Annotated in this window: 17 protein-coding genes and 1 pseudogene; 6 read left to right on the top strand and 12 right to left on the bottom strand. The window is 43.1% G+C overall.

The annotated features are described in order from the left end of the window. Positions 1-74: 74 nt before the first annotated feature. Positions 75-887, bottom strand: a complete 813-nt coding sequence (locus AM629_RS07185) for a TraB/GumN family protein (protein WP_054477508.1) — start codon at positions 885-887, stop codon at positions 75-77. Positions 888-961: 74 nt separating this feature from the next. Between AM629_RS07185 and AM629_RS21985 the strand changes: the two genes are divergently transcribed. Then, entirely contained in the window at positions 962-1,099 is a 138-nt protein-coding gene (locus AM629_RS21985) for a type II toxin-antitoxin system YhaV family toxin (protein ID WP_425312801.1), read from the top strand. A gap of 215 nt (positions 1,100-1,314) precedes the next feature. Here the strand turns inward: AM629_RS21985 and copA are convergent, their stop codons facing one another. Further along, positions 1,315-4,050, bottom strand: a complete 2,736-nt coding sequence (copA, locus tag AM629_RS07180) for a copper-exporting P-type ATPase CopA (RefSeq protein ID WP_054477507.1) — start codon at positions 4,048-4,050, stop codon at positions 1,315-1,317. A 143-nt stretch (positions 4,051-4,193) separates the two neighbouring features. Here copA and cueR point away from each other — a divergent pair, with 143 nt between their 5' ends. Further along, positions 4,194-4,595 (top strand): Cu(I)-responsive transcriptional regulator, encoded by a 402-nt coding sequence (gene cueR, locus AM629_RS07175; protein WP_054477505.1) that lies wholly within the window; start codon positions 4,194-4,196, stop codon positions 4,593-4,595. Here cueR and AM629_RS07170 read toward each other — a convergent pair. The 5 genes from AM629_RS07170 to tesA all read right to left on the bottom strand — a co-directional run bounded on the left by AM629_RS07170 (position 4,589) and on the right by tesA (position 8,385). Continuing rightward, positions 4,589-5,044 (bottom strand): NfeD family protein, encoded by a 456-nt coding sequence (locus AM629_RS07170; RefSeq protein ID WP_054477503.1) that lies wholly within the window; start codon positions 5,042-5,044, stop codon positions 4,589-4,591. The two genes, cueR and AM629_RS07170, sit on opposite strands and share 7 nt — an antisense overlap. A 2-nt stretch (positions 5,045-5,046) precedes the next feature. Next, complete coding sequence (locus AM629_RS07165; protein ID WP_054477501.1) at positions 5,047-5,967, bottom strand: SPFH domain-containing protein; 921 nt, start codon at positions 5,965-5,967, stop codon at positions 5,047-5,049. A 22-nt stretch (positions 5,968-5,989) separates the two neighbouring features. Continuing rightward, positions 5,990-6,847 carry a co-chaperone YbbN gene (locus AM629_RS07160; RefSeq protein ID WP_054477498.1) on the bottom strand — a complete coding sequence of 286 codons (858 nt, stop codon included), beginning with the start codon at positions 6,845-6,847 and terminating at the stop codon, positions 5,990-5,992. 66 nt (positions 6,848-6,913) lie between these two features. Next, complete coding sequence (locus tag AM629_RS07155) at positions 6,914-7,699, bottom strand: SDR family oxidoreductase (protein WP_054477496.1); 786 nt, start codon at positions 7,697-7,699, stop codon at positions 6,914-6,916. 50 nt (positions 7,700-7,749) lie between these two features. Next, on the bottom strand, positions 7,750-8,385 hold the full coding sequence (gene tesA, locus AM629_RS07150) for a multifunctional acyl-CoA thioesterase I/protease I/lysophospholipase L1 (RefSeq protein ID WP_054477544.1): 636 nt from the start codon (positions 8,383-8,385) through the stop codon (positions 7,750-7,752). Between tesA and ybbA the strand changes: the two genes are divergently transcribed. Together ybbA and ybbP are read left to right on the top strand one after the other, a co-directional pair. Beyond that, a complete protein-coding gene (gene ybbA, locus AM629_RS07145; RefSeq protein ID WP_054477494.1) occupies positions 8,353-9,039 on the top strand; it encodes a putative ABC transporter ATP-binding protein YbbA in 687 nt (228 codons plus the stop codon). The genes tesA and ybbA overlap by 33 nt on opposite strands. Continuing rightward, a complete protein-coding gene (gene ybbP / locus AM629_RS07140; protein ID WP_054477492.1) occupies positions 9,036-11,471 on the top strand; it encodes a putative ABC transporter permease subunit YbbP in 2,436 nt (811 codons plus the stop codon). Before ybbA ends, ybbP begins: the two co-directional genes overlap by 4 nt. Before the next feature lie 207 nt (positions 11,472-11,678). On the opposite strand, the gene AM629_RS07135 is transcribed toward ybbP, so the two are convergent. The 3 genes from AM629_RS07135 to AM629_RS07125 form a co-directional block, all read right to left on the bottom strand. Continuing rightward, complete coding sequence (locus tag AM629_RS07135; RefSeq protein ID WP_149617125.1) at positions 11,679-12,743, bottom strand: LLM class flavin-dependent oxidoreductase; 1,065 nt, start codon at positions 12,741-12,743, stop codon at positions 11,679-11,681. Positions 12,744-12,872: 129 nt separating this feature from the next. Then, entirely contained in the window at positions 12,873-14,147 is a 1,275-nt protein-coding gene (locus tag AM629_RS07130; RefSeq protein WP_054477488.1) for an MFS transporter, read from the bottom strand. Positions 14,148-14,203: 56 nt separating this feature from the next. Further along, on the bottom strand, positions 14,204-15,091 hold the full coding sequence (locus AM629_RS07125; protein ID WP_235525410.1) for an outer membrane protein OmpK: 888 nt from the start codon (positions 15,089-15,091) through the stop codon (positions 14,204-14,206). Between the two features lie 876 nt (positions 15,092-15,967). Between AM629_RS07125 and AM629_RS07120 the strand changes: the two genes are divergently transcribed. Both AM629_RS07120 and AM629_RS21980 read left to right on the top strand, forming a co-directional pair. Then, positions 15,968-16,999 (top strand): fucose-binding lectin II, encoded by a 1,032-nt coding sequence (locus AM629_RS07120; RefSeq protein WP_054477486.1) that lies wholly within the window; start codon positions 15,968-15,970, stop codon positions 16,997-16,999. A 199-nt stretch (positions 17,000-17,198) separates the two neighbouring features. Continuing rightward, a pseudogene (locus AM629_RS21980) lies at positions 17,199-17,363 on the top strand (riboflavin synthase); the annotation flags it as partial. 279 nt (positions 17,364-17,642) lie between these two features. Here the strand turns inward: AM629_RS21980 and purK are convergent. Both purK and purE read right to left on the bottom strand, forming a co-directional pair. Next, complete coding sequence (purK, locus tag AM629_RS07115; protein WP_054477484.1) at positions 17,643-18,710, bottom strand: 5-(carboxyamino)imidazole ribonucleotide synthase; 1,068 nt, start codon at positions 18,708-18,710, stop codon at positions 17,643-17,645. After that, positions 18,707-19,237 carry a 5-(carboxyamino)imidazole ribonucleotide mutase gene (purE, locus tag AM629_RS07110; protein WP_054477482.1) on the bottom strand — a complete coding sequence of 177 codons (531 nt, stop codon included), beginning with the start codon at positions 19,235-19,237 and terminating at the stop codon, positions 18,707-18,709. The genes purK and purE overlap by 4 nt, the downstream gene beginning before the upstream one ends. Positions 19,238-19,342 lie beyond the last annotated feature (105 nt).

Here is a 19,342-nt window from a genome sequence, read left to right as displayed (position 1 = left end):
TTCCGAACAAATAAGAATAACGAAAATAACATGTTATTCCTCTTTGATAGGCCAATAGAAATATTGGCCTTTTTTTATCTCGATTTTTCTAGCAACATCTGAAGTAAATTGCCTTCGCCGTACAGGTGCAAAGCGCCAACAGCAACCAGATACCGCCCGGCAGGCAATTCCCGTAAGTATTTATTCCACTGTCTGTTACGATCAATCATCAGTAGTTGATAGATATCTTCACTGAAAGTTGTTGGGAAAGAATGTGTTTGTTGTTTAGGTTGATAATCCATCCACCAGCTTATCATTGTTTGTAAAGCACGGGCGTTGGCGTGCCAATGTAACAATGTATCTTCTAGTAGTGACAGACCATTATTCGGGAGCTGATTAAGTAAATGAATCTGTGAGTCAGTCCCCTCAAGCTCGATAATCATTTTTCCTTGTGCTTTGGCTGCATTCAGTAGCTGATAATCAATACCGTAGTGAGGATGCAATCCAAGGTTTTGCGCTTGCCCTGCTTGCAAAATTAACGCGATTTGCCATGAAGGTAATAAATTGAGTGGTTCTTCTTGTTGGCGGATTTCATTGCAATAGCGCCGAAAATCCTGATACATCTCAGAAGATAGACGTTGTTCGATACGAGAGTGTGATTGAAATTCGTTATGAAATGGGAAACCTGCTTGAGTAACATCGGCTTCCACAATTAATGTATCGGATTGATTAAGTTGATCCATTAATATTTCAGAAAGTGGAAACATATTTTCAGTTCCCATATGAATACTGCCCACCAGATGCAAATGTTTATCACCTGTCAGAGTAATATCATAAGCTGGATAGGGATAACGGCGGGAAGGGTTCAGCCCCAGCATATTAGTAAGATATTTAATCAATCGTCCCATTTGTACTCCGGTTCAGCATTTATTTTCAGGCTAATATTACAGCGGTACTTCGGCTGTATCTTTATTTATTTCCATTGCTGTTTCTTTACTCCTGTTATGATTCCAAGGCTAAGGTCATTGTGTATGCCTGGGTCAACGATGAGGAGACGTTGCGTTCGGAAGGTAGTAAGTCTGACCCCTATGCGATCTTCGGGAAGATGCTGGGACGGTGAAATCCACCCGATGACTGGGCTACATTGATCGCAGCCAGCCAGCAGAAGTGGTCATAACCGGAGTAATTCAGAAATGGAAGGTAACAAAGATGTAATGCAATCTGTCACTTAAACAAACCAGAACGCCTTGGCTGTTAATTTGTCAGTCAGATAGGTGAGAGATGTAAAGTGCGATTGTAGATACCGCACTTTTACGATCTAACCAAGTCGATGCATTATGATTTAGGCTTAAATCTCAACAAACGGTTAGCATTACTCACCACTGTAATTGAAGAAAGTGCCATTGCTGCACCCGCTATCACGGGATCTAACAATGTTGCGGTAAACGGATAGAGCACCCCAGCTGCGATTGGAATACCCAGTGTATTGTAGATAAATGCCCCTAGCAGGTTCTGTTTCATATTGCGCAGAGTTCCTTTAGACAATTCAACCGCATCGGCGACACTATGCAAACTGTGGCGCATCAGGGTCATCGACGCGGTTTCAATGGCGATATCACTACCACCTCCCATTGCAATCCCGACATCAGCCCGTGCCAGTGCAGGGGCATCGTTAATACCATCCCCCACCATAGCAACTTTGCGACCTGCCGCCTGAAGTTTCTGGATAACCTCCGCTTTGCCATCAGGCAATACACCTGCGATAACTTCATCAATCCTTGCTTCTTGCGCAATCGCATTGGCAGTCACTGGGTTATCGCCGGTCAGCATCACTAAACGGTAGCCCTGATGATGTAATCGTTCCAATGCAGCAATGGTATCTTCACGAAGTGGGTCGCGAATTGATAGCACTGCCGCAACTTTACCGCCCACGGCCAGAAGAACCGGTGTGATGCCTTTCTCTGCCTGTTGGGCAATCAGTGGTTTTAGTTCCTCTGTATCAATTTGATTTTGTTCCAGTAATGTTTGATTACCCAACAACAAGGTTGTGCCATGCACTTCACCACTGATACCCAGCCCAGCTATAGTGCGAAATTGTTCAACTTGCGGTAATAACAATCCTTCGGTTTTGGCAAGTATTGCTTTGGCTAATGGATGGTTCGAACCATTTTCCAGTGCGCCTGCCCAAAACAAGACTTCTTGTTCACTGTACCCATTGAGAGTATGGATATCAGTAACTTGTGGCATGCCTTCAGTCAGCGTTCCGGTTTTATCGAAGACAATCGTGTCCAATTTGCTGGCTTGTTGCAAGGCATCGGCATCCCGAACCAAAACACCGAATTCTGCTGCTCGACCAACGCCAGAAATAATCGACATAGGTGTTGCCAGCCCAAGGGCACAAGGACAGGCAATAATCAGCACCGTGGTAATAATGACTAACGAATACATAATCTGTGGTGCTGGGCCAATGAAGTACCAAATAGCACCTGAAATCAGAGCTATCGCGACGACAACCGGAACAAACACTGAGGAAATTTTATCTGCCAACTGACCAATCTCTGGCTTACTGCTTTGTGCCTGACGTACCAGTTTGATAATCCGTGCTAATGCCGTTTGATTACCCACTGCGGCGGCAGTAAACAGTACTGTGCCATCCTGTACAGTTGTACCGGCATGAACGTTATCGCCTTTGGATTTTTGCTGGGGAATCGGTTCACCGGTCAACATTGCTTCATCTATCCAAACTTCACCTTGAATGATTTCACCATCAACAGGGATACGATCACCGGTCGTCAAACGTAATGTCATGCCCGGTTTAACATTAGCCAATGGTATCTCTTTTTCGCCATCTTCTGTCACTACACGGGCTGTCGGTGGTGTCAGATCCAGTAAACGTTCCAGTGCTTTTGAGGAACGCTGGCGGGCTCGTTGTTCCAAAGCATGGCCCAAATTTATCAAGCCGATAATCATAGCGCTGGCTTCGTAATAAAGATGGCGTGCCTGTGGTGGAAAAATATCTGGCCACAGGTTGACACTGATAGAATAAAGCCAGGCTGCACCCGTTCCCAGTGCCACGAGTGTATCCATGGTGGCACTGCCGTTTTTTAGGTTTTGCCATGCATTGCGATAGAAGTGACCACCGGCAAAGATCATCACAGCAAGCGTAATGATCCCGATAGTCAGCCAGATAGTATGGTTTTCTGGTGTGAGCATCATATTATCGCCCATCATACCCCACACCATCACGGGAATACCGACGACCAATGCTAATGCTGACTGCCAGCGAAAACGGCGCATATTGGCTTCGGAAACTTGTTGCTGACGTTCACGACGCTTGGCTTCATCCTGAATCAGTTCTGCTCCGTATCCGGCTTTTTCCACGGCTTGAATTAGTGCGTTAGGTGATGCGCTACCGGTAATTAAAGCGCTGCGTTCCGCAAGGTTTACTCTGGCATTTTCCACGCCTTCGACACTCTGTAACGCTTTCTGAACCTTATTCACACAACTGGCACAAGTCATGCCATCCAGCAGCAACTGGATACTGTCATCGCTATCACTGATCATGAATTCGTCAGTTTTTTCGACCGGAACAGAAGAGATTGCCGCTGCCAAAGGTTCCGGTCTATTTGAAGCAGGTATTGTCAGCGGCTCAGATTTTGGGAAATGTTGACCAGAAGCCAGTTCTGCGTGATAACCCGCCCGTTCAACTGCCGCAATCAACATATCGGCATCGACTTTGCCATACACTTTAGCTGTTTTAGTATTCACGTCTGCGGCAACAACACCATCTACAGCTTCCAGAGCTTTACGTGTTGTACCGGCACAATGCATGCAACTGAGGCCAGATAGCGCCAGTTCGATATCAGGCTGGTTGGCAATTTCAGCATCATAACCGGCTTCCTTAATCGTTTCGATTAATGATTCAGGGGAGGCTTCGCCAGTGATTTTAGCGTAATCGAGAGTAATTTCTGCCTGTTTCACGTCTGCACGATTTCCTAATGCTTTTTTCACACTGTTAACACAGTGCATACAGGAGAGTCCCTGTAAGGTTAAAATAGTTGTATGTGACATAAAAAAACCTCCTAATACATAGTGACGTAATTATTTTTCACACTTGTGTAATAATTGTTGATTATATTTACTACAACCCAAGTGAATCTCTGGCTTGTTACGAAGGTTAAACCTTCCCGTCAGGGGAAGGTCAAGGGGAAAAAATGAACATCAGTGAAATTGCTCGAAAAACCGGCCTGACCAGTAAAGCTATTCGGTTTTATGAAGAAAAGGATCTGATCACACCGCCTGAAAGAGGAGATAATGGCTACCGTTATTATCAGCAGAAACATATTGATGAATTAACGCTGTTGCGGCAGGCGAAACAGGTCGGTTTTACGCTTGATGAATGTCGTGAGTTTTTAATGTTATTTCGCGATCCCAATCGTCACAGTGCTGATGTAAAAGCGGCAACGCTGCATAAAGTGGCTGAGATAGAAAAGACGATTGAAGAGTTACAGAAAATCAGAAGTAAATTGCTTTCTTTGGCGGAAGAGTGCCCTGGAGATGACGGGGCGGTATGCCCCATCATAGATCATTTATCGGGTTGTTGCCTTCATCACTGAGAATTGATGGGTTTTACTTTCAGAGTAATACCATCAACAGCAATGACTTCTACTTCGGTATTGGCTGGTAGTTCACTGTTACAGTGAACTCGCCAACTGCCATCAGCAAGCTTGACCCGACTGTAACCATTTTCGGTATCGGCGGTCAGTTTGGCATGGATACCGATGAGCTGGTGGTCTTTCTGATTCAGTGTATCGTTACCTTTTGCTGGGTGACGACGTAACCAGTAGCGCCACAGTATCGCAGATAGCAGTGTCAGAGTTGCAAACAGAATACCTTGCCATTCCCAGCTCATTCCCGGCAGAAACCAGGTGACAAGTGCAACAACGATAGCGGCTGTACCCGTCCATAATAGATAACCGCCGGTTCCCAGAAGCTCTGCGATTAACAGTAAGCCCCCGAAGGAGAACCAGAGCCAGGGGATCTGATCTGTAATCTGTGCAATCATGTTTACTTACCTTTTTTGCTTTCGCCAATCAGTTCAGTAATACCGCCAATCGCGCCCATCAGATTGCTGGCTTCCAGAGGCATCATAATCACTTTGCTGTTATTGGAGGCACCAATACTGGTTAGCGCGTCCGTATATTTCTGGGCAACAAAGTAGTTAATTGCCTGCATGTTACCGTCAGAAATCGCATCAGAAACCATTTTGGTTGCCCGTGCTTCTGCTTCGGCGGCCCGTTCACGCGCTTCTGCCTGAAGGAATGCAGACTGACGTTCCCCTTCTGCTTTTAGAATCTGAGACTGTTTTTCACCTTCTGCTTTCAGAATAGCAGCCTGACGGATACCTTCCGCTTCCAGAATATCAGCACGTTTTGTACGTTCTGCTTTCATTTGAGCGTTCATGGCAGAAATCAGTTCTTTCGGTGGACGAACATCACGGATCTCAATACGGGTAATTTTTACTCCCCATGGGTTAGTGGCTTCATCGACGATATGCAGTAGACGGCTGTTGATGGAGTCACGCTGAGATAACATTTCATCCAGTTCCATCGAACCCAGAACTGTACGGAAGTTAGTCATTGTCAGGTTAATGATAGACAGCTCAAGGTTGCTGACTTCATAGGCAGCCCGAACAGGATCGACGACCTGAATAAAGCAGACCGCATCAATGGTCACATTGGCGTTATCGCGGGAAATAACTTCCTGTGAAGGAATATCCAGCACTTGCTCCATCATGTTAATTTTACGGCCAATGCGGTCGATAAAAGGGATAATAATATGCAGACCCGGCAATAAAGTTCGGGTATAACGGCCAAAGCGTTCTACTGTCCATTGATAACCTTGCGGTACTGTTTTTACGCAAGTAAATACAATCACCACTGCAATGAATATCAGAATAGGTACGGCACCAAAAGCAAATAAATCCATAGCAATTCCTTAATCAAATAAATCAGTAAAGCAGCGAATAAACCAGGCGACGATATTGCGAAGCCAGAGCATTACCGGTTCCCATTGCAGACATAATATCCATCATTGTTTTCCGTATTGCACCATTGGCAGCAGAAAGATCCTTTTTCAGGAAGCCCAGTAGTAATTCCAGAGCTTCTTCATTACGACTGACTTCGTGCAATTTCAGCGCGAGTTTAACAGCCAATTCTGCATTTTCCGGTTGAATAGAGAACTCTTGTTGCAATTGTTGGATCTCCGGTGTATCCGCCGCTTGCTTTTGTAACTCAATTTGAGCCAGTAAACTATGATAATGAGAGCCTTGATCCTGTAATGGAATAAGATTCAGAATTTCCTGGGCTTCTTGTATATTATTGAGCATAATTTGCACTTCGGTCAACATTAGTGCAATTTCACTGTTTTTGGGGGCTAATTGCCAAGCTTCTTTCAATAACGGTAGTGCTTCCTGATGTTTTCCTTCTGCGATAAGTTCCTCAGCTTGAGCAGCTTTTAACTCCTCCGGCTTGGGCAGTACGCGAGTAAGTATCTCTCTAATCGCTTTTTCGGGTTGTGGACCCTGAAAACCATCTACGGGTTGGCCTTGTTGCAAAATGTAAACAGTAGGAATGGCTCGTAAACCAAATTGTGCTGCGATCATTTGTTCTTTATCACAATCCACTTTTGCCAGGACCAATTGATCGGCATATTCTGCGGCTAGTTTATCCAGCGTTACACTTAATTCCTGACAGTGAGGGCTACGTTCAGACCAGAAATAAAATAAAACCGGCACAGTCATAGACTGTTCAATAGTTTGATGCAGATTACTTTCGTTGATGTCAATTCCAGTAGTGGTTGTTAGCATATAATGGGTCTCTTAAATTCGATGTTGTAGGGTATTATTGAACAGATGAGGTTACTTTCCTAACTTTCAAGTTGTACCACTCTGTTTAGTCAGTATTTTATCCATTAATCTGCCCGGTAAAATCCGGCGCATAATGGTTACCGCGTGAGTTATCCAGGTCACTGGATAACGTAATTTAGGATTCGGGCTTTCTAAAGCATGAATCAATTTACGCACAACGGCTTCGGGTGTCAGTGTGAAATGGCGGGCAATGCTGGGGTTTTTGACCGGCTTATCACTTTGTGTCTGATTCACGTTCTCGGTAAAACGTGTTTTTATCGGACCTGGCACAATCAAGCTGGCTTTAATGCCGGTACCTGCCAATTCCATTCTTAACGCATCTGACCATGCTTCCAGAGCATATTTACTGGCAGAGTAAGCACCACGGCCTGGGGTTGAAATGAGTCCCATAACCGAACTGGTTTGGATAATACGACCTTCACCATGAAGTTGCATGGTTGGGAGTAGTAAACAGGTAAGTTGATGTGTACCAAACAGATTGGTAGAGAATTGGTGTTCCAGTTGTTCACGACTGATAGTGTTCAAAGGGCCATAAATACCAAAGCCGCCATTATTAAACAGTCCGTAAAGGCGGCCATTGGTTAGCCTGATGACCTCGGCAGCGGCACGTTCAACACTCATCTTGTCATCAAGATCCAATTCGATAGGTTCCAGTCCTAGCTCGCGCATATGTTGTAAATCTGCGGGTTTTCGGCAGGCTGCTAATACTCGGTAGCCTCGCTGATGTAGTGTTTTAGCCGCTACCAGACCGATTCCACTGGAACAGCCGGTGATAAGAACTGACTTTTGCATAACTTTACCTATTTATATACATCAATTTGTTGAAACTAATAGTTTACTACTTAAGAATAATTAAGATGTGCTGATAGTGTGTCGGACATCCAATCAGCGATAAATGGTTGGGCGGCCAGATTAGGGTGCAATCCGTCTTGTTGTACCCACTCCGGTTTAATCGCGACTTGTTCCATATAAAACGGGAGCAGGGGAATTTGATTATGTTCTGCCAGTCTGGGGTAAATTCTGGCAAAAGATTCAGTATAACGGCGCCCGTAGTTTGGTGGCAGACGGATCTGCATTAATAAAGGTTGAATATTGGCTTGTTTCACTAAGGTGATGATCTGTTGCAGATCGTGTTCTGTTTGTTGTGGGGGAAAACCGCGTAATCCATCATTGGCACCCAATTCTATCAGCACCCAACGGGGTTGATGTTGTTTAAGTAATCCAGGTAGCCTTTCAAGGCCCTGAGCGGCAGTGTTACCGCTGATGCTGCCGTTGATGACAGTGATTTTATTGCCGGATTTCTGCCATTTTTTTTCCATCAGAACAGGCCATGATTGTTCAACAGGCAGATGGTAACCTGCACTGAGGCTATCACCGAGAATCAGCAGGGTATCCGCCGCAATAGCTCTGGCGCTGGATAACACCACTAGTAATAGGAAAAGTAAATGGTAACGGGAAATATTCTTGAAGTTCAGCATCTCAGTAAGCACGTTGGTCAGGGGGAACACCGGATCACTATATTGCAGGGAGTCGGGCTGGTTGTCGAGCCTGCGCAGACTATTGCTTTGGTGGGAGAGTCGGGATCGGGTAAATCCACACTGCTTGGCATTATTGCCGGGTTGGATGATGGTAGTGACGGTGAAGTCCGGCTGTTGGGACATAATTTAAGCCAGATGAATGAAGAACAGAGGGCGCAACTACGGGCTGAGAATGTCGGTTTTGTATTTCAGTCATTTATGTTAATTCCGACTTTGAATGCATTGGAAAATGTCCAGCTTCCTGCTTTATTACGTGGTGAGTCTGAAAGTAGTAGTAAAAAGCAGGCAATTGAATTGCTTGAACAACTCGGATTGGGGAAGCGTTTAAAACATATGCCAGCCCAACTTTCTGGTGGTGAACAACAAAGGGTGGCGTTGGCTCGGGCATTTAGCCGCCAGCCCAAAATTCTGTTTGCTGATGAACCAACCGGTAATTTGGATCGACAAACTGGTGATCGCATTGCTGACTTACTGTTTTCTCTAAATCGTGATTATGCCACAACGCTAATTCTGGTCACTCATGACAGCCAGCTTGCTGCCCGTTGCCAACGTTGCTTGCGGCTGGTTGATGGAACATTGAGGGAAGAAAGATGATTTGGCGCTGGTTCTGGCGCGAATGGCGCACTCCCTCTTTATTGATTGTTTGGTTATCCCTCACTCTGGCAGTAGCCTGCGTGTTGGCATTAGGCAGGATCAGTGATCGCATTGATCAAAGTGTTCATTACCAGAGCCGGGATTTTCTGGCGGGTGATCTGGTGCTGCGGGCTTCTTATCCGGTAGATAATAGATGGTTACAACAGGCGAAAGATCTTGGGTTAAAGTTGAGTAGCCAGCTCTCTTTCACCACGATGACCTATGCCGGGGATACGCCTCAACTGGCAAATGTGAAAGCCGCAGACAGTCTCTATCCGTTATATGGCAAGCTGGAAACTCATCCACTTGGTTTGAAAGTAGAAAAAGGTACCGTTCTGGTTGCTCCTCGCTTACTTGAACTGTTGAAAATCAAAATTGGCGATAATCTGGATGTAGGTGACACCACACTCAGAGTCAGCGGAGAATTAATTCAGGAGCCAGACAGTGGCTTCAACCCATTCCAGATTGCGCCGCGGATTTTAATCAGTCTTGATGATGCGCAATCTACAGGGGCAATTCAGCCGGGTAGCCGCCTGACTTACCGTTATATGTTTTCCGGTGATAAAGAAGCAGTTTATCAGTATCAGCAGTTGATTGATCCACAACTTAAGGCTGATCAGCGCTGGTATACCTTGAAGCAGGATAGTGGCGCGCTGGCAAAATCTATTGCTAGAGCGCAACAATTCCTGTTGTTATCAGCTTTGCTCACGTTATTACTTGCCGTTGCTGCCGTGGCAGTATCCATGACTCACTATTGCCAGAGCCGTCATGACTTGATCGCTGTGCTTAAAACATTGGGTGCGGGGCGCTGGGCCTTGCGTAAGTGGGTGATTGGTCAGTGGTTGGCGTTATTGGGTGCGGCGGCATTAGTGGGCGCGCTTTTAGGATTGATGTTTGAATATCTGCTAGTACACATCCTGGCGTCTATGTTGCCGAAGGCTTTACCAGAAGCAGGATTCTGGCCGTGGGTATGGGCATTGGGGGCATTATCTGTGATTGCTTTGCTGGTGGGAATGCGTCCATATCGGCAATTAATGACAACTCAGCCATCACGAGTACTGCGTGATGATATTATCGCCCCCATCTGGCCATTACGCTATTACTTGCCATTGGTGACATTGGTTGTGGTGAGTGGGCTGGTTTTTCTGGTTGGTACCAGTCCTATGTTATGGGCGTTACTTGCTGGTGTAATGATTGTTGCGGTGTTATTAGCTGTACTCGGTTGGGGAGGATTGTGGCTATTGCGTCATCTGAAATCCCGCCATCTCAGTTTTCGTTTAGCGGTTAGCCGATTGCTGCGGCAGCCATTTCAGACGGTGACTCAATTGGCGGCTTTCTCTTTATCATTTATGTTACTTGCTTTGTTGTTGGTGGTCAGGGGCGATTTACTTGACCGCTGGCAGCAACAATTGCCGCCAGACAGCCCAAACTATTTTCTGATTAATATGACTGGGCAGCAAATTCCACAGGTAAAGCATTTACTGGCTCAGTATCAGGTTAAACCTGCGGAGTTTTATCCAGTGGTATTGGCTCGCTTGACGGGAATTAATGATCAATCAGCCATAGCGTGGGCAGATACCAAAGAACCAGAAAGCAACATTGTGCGGCGGGAATTGAACTTGACATGGAAAGAAGAACTACCCCCGTTTAATACTTTGACAGAAGGTAGTTGGCCGCCAACAGAAAATGAGGTTTCTATTGAACAAGGGGTTGCTGAGCGTTTGGCAATCAAAATCGGCGATAAACTGACATTCAGTGGCGATACGCAGCAATTCAGTGCCATAGTCAGTAGTATCCGGTTGGTGGATTGGGAAAGCTTGCGGCCAAATTTCATATTTATTTTCCCAAAACGAACATTGGAAAATCAGCCGCAAACCTGGTTGACCAGCTTCCATTATGAAGGTGATGGCCGCCTTCTGACCGAACTTAATCGTCAGTTTTCGACATTGAGTTTGCTTGATACGGGGGCCATGATTAAGCAAATTCAGGATATTTTGCAACAGGTAGGCAAAGCACTGGAGGTTATGGTCGGGTTGGTCATGGTATGTGGCATCTTACTCCTGTTAGCTCAGATTCAGGTAGGAATGCACCGGCGGCAACTTGAACTCGTGGTTTACCGTACCTTGGGAGCGAGTAAGCCATTACTGCGCCGTACCCTCTGGAGTGAATTTGCTTTGCTTGGATTAATGGCGGGTTTTGCTGCGGCATTAGGCGCAGAAGCTGCGCTTTGGTTATTGCAAACAAAGGTTTTTGATTTTCCATGGCAACCAGAATGGCAGATGTGGCTCTTACTGCCAATCATCGGCAGCTTATTGCTTTCTTTATGTGGTAGTTGGCTGGGGATCAGGTTGTTACGAGGAACCGGATTACATCGGCAGGTTCAAAAGGGATAATTGCCAGGCATTCAGGGAATGGGTAGGTTTGTTGTGAACCCATTCCCTGATTAGAAGTTGGTGTTTTATCTGTAGCTCTCTTTATCGATGTTTATACCTGTTATCTTTCAAGTTGCCTCTTTGTTGGCTGCGTTCACTTACCCCAGTCACATCGTTATCTATGCTCCTGGGGATGCGTTCATTTGCCGCCGCGTTGCAAATTGAAATCTATTGGGTATAGGCAAATTCAGCTCTGAGTTGTGGCAGGATTTTTTCGCCGAAAGTGGTTAAGCCCTTAACATAATCAGGGAAGATTAACATAACCCCATCTAATTCGCATTCACGTAGTAAATCTGATAATTGTTTGCGACATGTTTCCGGGTTGCCAATAGCTGTGTGGGTCATGAAGGCATTTTGGGATCTTTCAACCATAGCATTGCTTTTTTCGCCAACATCGACGCCAAAACTGTGCATCATGCTTTTAACGGCTTCTATATCCAGACCATCACGATAGAACTGTGCCAGCGTTTCAGCTTCTTCATCTGTTTCAGCGCAGATAATCGTACTCATACAAAAGGTTTTGGCGGTGGTACCGTATTCTGCTGCAATACGTTTAGCCATCAGACTGATTTGTCGTGTTTCTTCTTCATCTTTACCACCAATAAAACACACATCGGTATGGCGTACACTAAAACGCAGCCCACGTTCTGACTGACCGGCGCATACCAAATAAGGGCGAGGAACGGAAATAGGTTTAGGTTCGGAAACGCAATTAGTTAAATTAAAGTAATCCCCTTGATGATCAACCTGCTTTTCACACCAAAGTCGTTTGATCAATTGAGTCCATTCTTCGGTCATTGCGTAACGTTGATCGTGATCTAAATGGCTATCCCATTCTCCCATTTGTTCAAATTCGTCTTTAAAGGAGCCAGAGACAATATTCAGTCCGGCGCGTCCATGACTTATCTGATCCAATGTCGCGATCATTTTGGCTGTCACGGCAGGGTTATGCAGCCCGGCATGCATGGTCGCGATAAGTCGGGCGTGATGAGTGACTTCGGCAATACCTGCCATCATTGTGACTGATTCCAACGAACTGCCCCAATGTTCTGTTTCACCGCCAAAGCCACGCCATTTACTCATGGACATAATAAAATCTAGGCCAATTTGATCAGCCAGAATAGCTGCTTCACGGTTTTGCTGATAAGAAGCATCCAGTGGTGGGGTATTTTTAGAAATAATCCATCCACCTTTGGCGATAGGTAGAAATACTCCGAATTCTTTATTTGCCATCATTAATTCCTTGTTTGTGTGTTATAAGGAATGCCTTTTTATACCCTTCATCCTTCAAGTTGCTGCTTTCACTTGCCGCCGCGTTGCAAATTGAAATCCACAGGGTATAGGTTTATTTTATTTTTAAATTTAGTTAAGCAAGGAACTGTTGCCAGAATGTTTCCTTGCTATTTGTAAAGGTGGTTTCATCGTAAATGTGATAATCAGAATGATAAGCACCGGTATAGCAATAATGAGAAATGCCGGTGTAAAACTATCTGAATAATCCTTAATGGCTCCCACCAGAAAAGGGGCGAAACACGCGACAGTGGAGATTAAGTTCACCACTGAAAATAATTCCAGATAGGGCGCGCGACCAAAATAATTGAACAGTAATATGCTGGATGCCAGAAAGGTCATGCCATAACCGATGCCAATACACAAAGTGAATAGGATTAAAAATGTCCATGAGGTAGCGGCACTGAGTGCGATAAGACCACAGATAATTATCGACAGACTGCCGATAAGCAGTTTCTTGGGATCGAGCCATTCACCAACAGCACCTCCTGCAAATCTTGAGAATGCGTTAATAAAAGCCAAAATACTGAGCGAGGAAGCAGCGACAGATTCGCTAAATCCATTTTCAGTAATATGGGCTACAGCAAAACTGTTGACGGTTATTCCACACAATAAGAAAGAAGTATAAGCGGCTGCAATGGCATAAAATTGCCAGGTGTGCAGTGCTTGCCGGACATTCCATATTTCCCTCGTGCGATAGATACTGGAAGGGACATGGTCTTGTTGATTTTGGCTGACTCTTTCAGCATGGGCATTTTCCTTTTTACCTTCTCGCATAATTAAAATGGTCAATAGACTGATCAACGTCAGTAATACCCCGGAAATTGCCCAGTGCATACGCCAGCTTCCCCAAAATACCGTTGCCAGGAAATAGATCCACGGACCCACCACACCACCTAATCCTCCAATGGTGAAATAGATACCAAAAGCGAGTGATTGTTTTTCAAAAAGTCGGCTGATGACATAAGTTCCGGGAACAGTAGCCATAAGACTAAAGCCGATGCCTAATAGTGTTGTACCGGTGAAATAAGCGGTGAGACTGTGAGTGTTATAGAGGATATAAAAGCCGGTGATAAAAGTGAGTGTACCGATCAGTAAGGTGACACGAACATTTGTACGGCGAATAAACATTGCCGGGAGATAACTGGCCAGTCCACATGACAGACCAAGTAAAGTGAATCCCAGACCTGCATCAGTCCAACTCCAGTGTAATTCCTTGATCATACTGGGTAACACAACGCCCAATGAAGTAAATGTGGTTGCGGTGACCAAAAAGTAAACTAAACCCAACAGTATCAGCAGGAGCCACTGATAAATACGTCCGAACCTGTCATGTTGAATGGGCATCTTGACTCCATAATGGATAGAAGTGATCAAAAAATTCCTGATATTTTATTTTGGTATCAGAAGAAACTATATCGAATAAAGGCTCCATAGCTAAATTGATCAGTTCGATAATAAGATGTATCTCTTATTTTATATTTATTTTTTATTGGATTCAGGACAATGCCTACCCATAAATGACCGGGTTGGTTACCGAGGTGTTTTCCTAAATCGTAATGCAATTCTGGTTTGAAATCGATAGTTTCAGGTTTCCCATGTAAACCTAATGTATAATCAAAAGTCCCAACAATGCGGAAATCACCTAAACGATTGTTGAAGGGAATTCCATAATCGATATGAACTCGCTGATCATTCCAGCTACTATTGCCGTTATTCTCAAAATAAAAGGTTGTACGCAACCAACTAGTCCAATTTGTCTGCCAGTCAATACTGATACCGGGGAAATAGTCGTAATCTATGCCTTTAGTTTTAGCAACCCATTGAGCGAACAAAATATCTTTTAACGGCCCAAAAGAGATGTCATTTCCCGTGACTTTACTAAAGCTCACTCTTGGTACAACTTTATAATAATAGGTGCTTTTATCACCTTTATAATCATTTTGCAGCGAGTTTTGCCAAATACTATAGACGTACATATCGCCGACACTATAGTCGCCGAAAGCCTCTAAAATCGGTGAAAGGGTTTTTCTGGGATCGACCCGATTCTCAAATTGCATATAAAGGCTGGTATCAATAGATTGAAAATTAACAAAATTACTGGCTTGAGCTTGATTGATTGCTGGCAGCAATAAAAGTATTGAAAGTAATCGGCTCTTCTTTAAGCGGGTGTTGATCCAGCGACGGATGAGTGCCAAATAAGCGGTATAATAAAGTGGAAAAGAGATCCTTGAAGAGAAAAAAAGCAGCGGGCAGTTTTTCGTATCGTGGGTTTTTGAGGCAAATAACACGAAGGTACCCCTTCTTATGCGGTATTGGGCTGATGGTAGTTAGCATTGATCTGATAGGATGGTTTTGTCAAAGGGATATTTGATTTTATTGATAAAAGGTGAGGAGAATAGAAAAATAAGATTATTTTAACCTTAGTGATTTTTTAGTATTAGTAATATATTGATTATTTAATTAACGATGGTTTTTTAATTTTGTGTTGAGAATTTGAAAAATGATTGTTAATTAATTCGAGTTTAGACTAAAATAATAAATGGATATTTATTTTAGTCTGTGTCCCGTAATCTATTTAAGGAAGAAATTCAGCGGAAACACTTGACATTCTTTTTTTTATGATTATATGGAATAAATGGTTTTTATATTTTTATATTTTTATATTTTTATATTTCTATATTTCTATATTTCTATATTTCTATATTTCTATAACATGATTTGTCATCATTTTATGAGCCAATTTAGTTGATGTCATTCCTCGTAATTAAAGGGATTATTTAAGATGTTCGTTAAAGTTTATACAAAAATATGATTTATTTTATTGCTATAACTTATGAAAATTATCAACGGAAATCTTTAATCTCTTTGAAATAATTACCACCCAATCATGAAGATGTTATTTTTATGACCAGGTATTAATTGTAACCTAAGTTAAATATTATTAAGGACTATATTGTTATGAAAGCATAAATGGTTACAGGAAAATAAAAACATTAAACCTATTAACGAGTTGATAATATATAATATTGCTTATGACCGATCAGAAGTATTAATTTAAATAATATAATTCATCCTATATATATACCCAATAGATTTTAAATTGCAGCCAACAAAGCAGCAACTTGAAAGATGAAGAGTATAAATACCAAAAAGGATATGTAATAATGAATACATCAAGTTATCTCTTTCTTAATGCAGAAAATATTAAGTACAATGAAATCTCTGTTTCTAATAGAGTGTATGCAGGTTATCCAAAACATATCAATAATGATTGGCCTAACCTTCCTGTAGAATTTCAAAGGCATATCGACGATATTATTAATTTAAATGGCTATTTGTATTTTTTTAAAGGTTCACAATATCTTAAATTCGATATAGAGAAAGCGCAAGTAAGTGATGGACCGAAGCCGATTATCGAAGGATGGCCTAGATTAGCAGGAACCGAATTTGAAAATGGGATAGATGCAGCCACGGAATGGATAGATATAAATGCCCCAGACAAAACAGATGTTGTTTGTTTCTTTAAGGGTAGCGATTGTATCGATTATACAGTGAGCTTACATACGATTAACCAGAAAACTATCTCGGAAAAATTAGGAGCCACAGGAAAATATGCAGAATTCAGTGCAAATATTGATGCAGCTATTTTATGGAGAACCCGAGGATACCATTATATCTTCATTTTCAAAGGTAATTCTAATATCCGATTTAATCTTAAATTAAATGCCATTGATAGAGGACCATATACCCCTAATAAAACTAATTGGATAGGCGTCGATTTCAAAAAAATTCAAGCTGCTATATCAGTCGATACTGACTTATTAGGTAGCAAACAATATGGCGGAACATGTGGTAATAATGATACCGGTAAATATTGTTTCCAATTATCTAAAAACACCCAATTTAGGCTGACAACTTACACAAATACTGATGTTCATCAGCAAACTGTAAAAGTGTATGTTGATGACATTCTGGTAGATACATTAACCGGTAAGGGAATAGATAACTTAATAGCTACCAAATCCTATTCGTCGGGTGCAGGCAAAGTCTGTATTGAGATCGCTGGAGATGGCAAACCATGCAAACTCCGCTACGCCTATAACACACTTGATGGAAAACCGGGGACTGTCATTATTGGTGCCGAAAGTGGCAACAATAACCATTACAACGACAGTGTGGTCCTATTGAATTGGTAACAGGTTAGAATTAAAAAGAGATCAAATTTATCAATGAATTAAAGCGGTATTATACCGCTTTTTTGTTGTGTGTCATAATAAGGATATTGCGGTAAAGAGATACCGGCCTTACTGGTAGCATATGCCGTTATCAACAGAAAAATAATATTTCAATTTTCCGGTAACGTAATAATTTGAGCAAAATGGGCTACATGGTTGTAGCTTAACAATCAATAGCATAAATGAAGAAAATAAAACCATAGAATTTAATTTAATTCCAGAAACGTTAAAGGCTACTAATCTGGGTAATATTAGAATTGATGATTTACTTAACTATGAAATAGATCAAACAACCAGAACGATTAATACGAATAGATCAATATAATAATTGAAATAACATAAATAGGTTGGAATTCAGAGTAATAATCCTTACATCCTCCTGATTCATGGGGGATTTTTTCAGCTAATTTAATAAAAAATAGCCCAAGGAGTTGGGCTATTAAAGATAAGTCTCACATCTTGAATAACTTTGCATGGCTTCCGATCCGATATAAAAGAACTTCTTGCTCAGTTCTCTTATAAATCAATAAGATAATCAGATCATAAACAAACAATGTCAGTATCAGACTTAACTTCAGCTTCGCTTGTGCAAAGCTGAGGCTAACTAAATTAATTTTTCTTGCGCCCATTCAAGGCCACTATGGTATTCAGGCGGCAGCATTGGAATAAGTTTCTGCAATGTATTTTTTAACTCGTTTTTATCTGTGTGAGAAAGATTAAGATGACCAACTTTACGTGCCGGGCGAACTTCTTTCTCATACCAATGTAAATGTACCAATGGCAAGCTGAGCCATTGCGGATTGACATCTGTACCAATCAAATTAACCATGACTGATGGCGCGTTAACTTCTGGCTGAGGCATGGGTAAATCCAGAATAGCGCGGAGATGTAGTTCAAACTGGCTGATAGACGCGCCGTTTTGAGTCCAGTGACCACTGTTATGAACCCGCGGCGCTAGTTCATTAATCAGTAAATTATCGCCGACAATAAAACATTCCATTGCCATCACACCGACATATTTCAGCTCATGCATAATGGCTGACAACATGCTTTCAGCTTGTTGCTGTAGATGACAATTTTCCGAAGGAAAAGCAATACTGGTACGCAGAATGCCATCCTGGTGCAAGTTGTATGTTAATGGATAGAACACACAATCGCCATTCTCATTGCGGGCGCCGACCAGAGAAACTTCGCCAGAGAACGGAATGGCTTGCTCAGCAATACATTCGTCATAAATATCATCCGGTAACTCTGTTTCATCCCCGGGACGAATGCGCCATTGTCCTCGACCATCATAACCACCAATACGGCGTTTAACGATGACCAGATTACCGAGTTCAGTGAACAGCTGCGGCCACTGGCTGGTATCAGCAAGTAATTGCCACGGAGCAGTTGCAAGCCCCAGGCTATCTATTAATTGCTTCTGCGGTAAACGATCTGCCAGACGAGGAAAAATATCCCGATTAGCGAAAGCTTTGTGGCGAGCAAGTTCTTGGGTAAGGGCTGTTTCCGGCCAGCGTTCAATTTCGGCGGTAATCACACTATTCTGGTAAGGAACGGCTTCGGGTTCTGCATCCAGACCAACAGGATAAACCGAGATACCTAAAGGCTCACCGGCCTGACGTAACATCCGTCCAAGCTGACCATTACCTAATACACAAACTGGCTTCATATTTCCTCCCGTGGATCGGGATTATCGAGTACATCCTGAGTTTGTGTTTCACGCCAATAAGTAAGGCGTTTCAGCAAATCTTTATCATGACGAGCCAGAATCTGTGTTGCCAACAGCGCTGCGTTTGCGGCGCCTGCTTTCCCAATCGCCAGTGTGCCGACAGGAATACCTTTCGGCATCTGTACGATAGAGTAAAGGCTGTCTACGCCATTAAGCGCGGCACTTTGTACGGGTACACCCAGAACCGGCACTAAGGTTTTAGCGGCCAACATTCCTGGTAGATGGGCGGCACCGCCTGCGCCAGCGATAATGACATCGAAACCATTTTGTTCAGCTTGCTCGGCAAAACTGAATAATTTATCTGGTGTGCGGTGGGCAGAAACAATTTCAACATGGAAAGGTACATCAAGAGAAGTGAGAATATCAGCTGCGTGCTGCATGGTTACCCAATCGCTTTTAGACCCCATGACAATGGCGATTTTAGCGTTGTGCTGAGCTGTTCCTGCTGAATCAGGCCGGGCAGTCATAAATCAAATGCTCCTGTATTTTAACGTCCACCAGAACGAATATAGCGCTTTAAGGCCGCGGATCATATCATGCTCACACGCTAAGGAAAACGATTGCGTTACTTT

It is taken from the genome of Photorhabdus heterorhabditis (genome assembly GCF_001280945.1).
In the GTDB taxonomy this organism is placed as follows: domain Bacteria; phylum Pseudomonadota; class Gammaproteobacteria; order Enterobacterales; family Enterobacteriaceae; genus Photorhabdus; species Photorhabdus heterorhabditis.
Note: the sequence above shows the minus strand (reverse complement) of the source record. Positions and strands in the feature narration are given on the sequence as shown.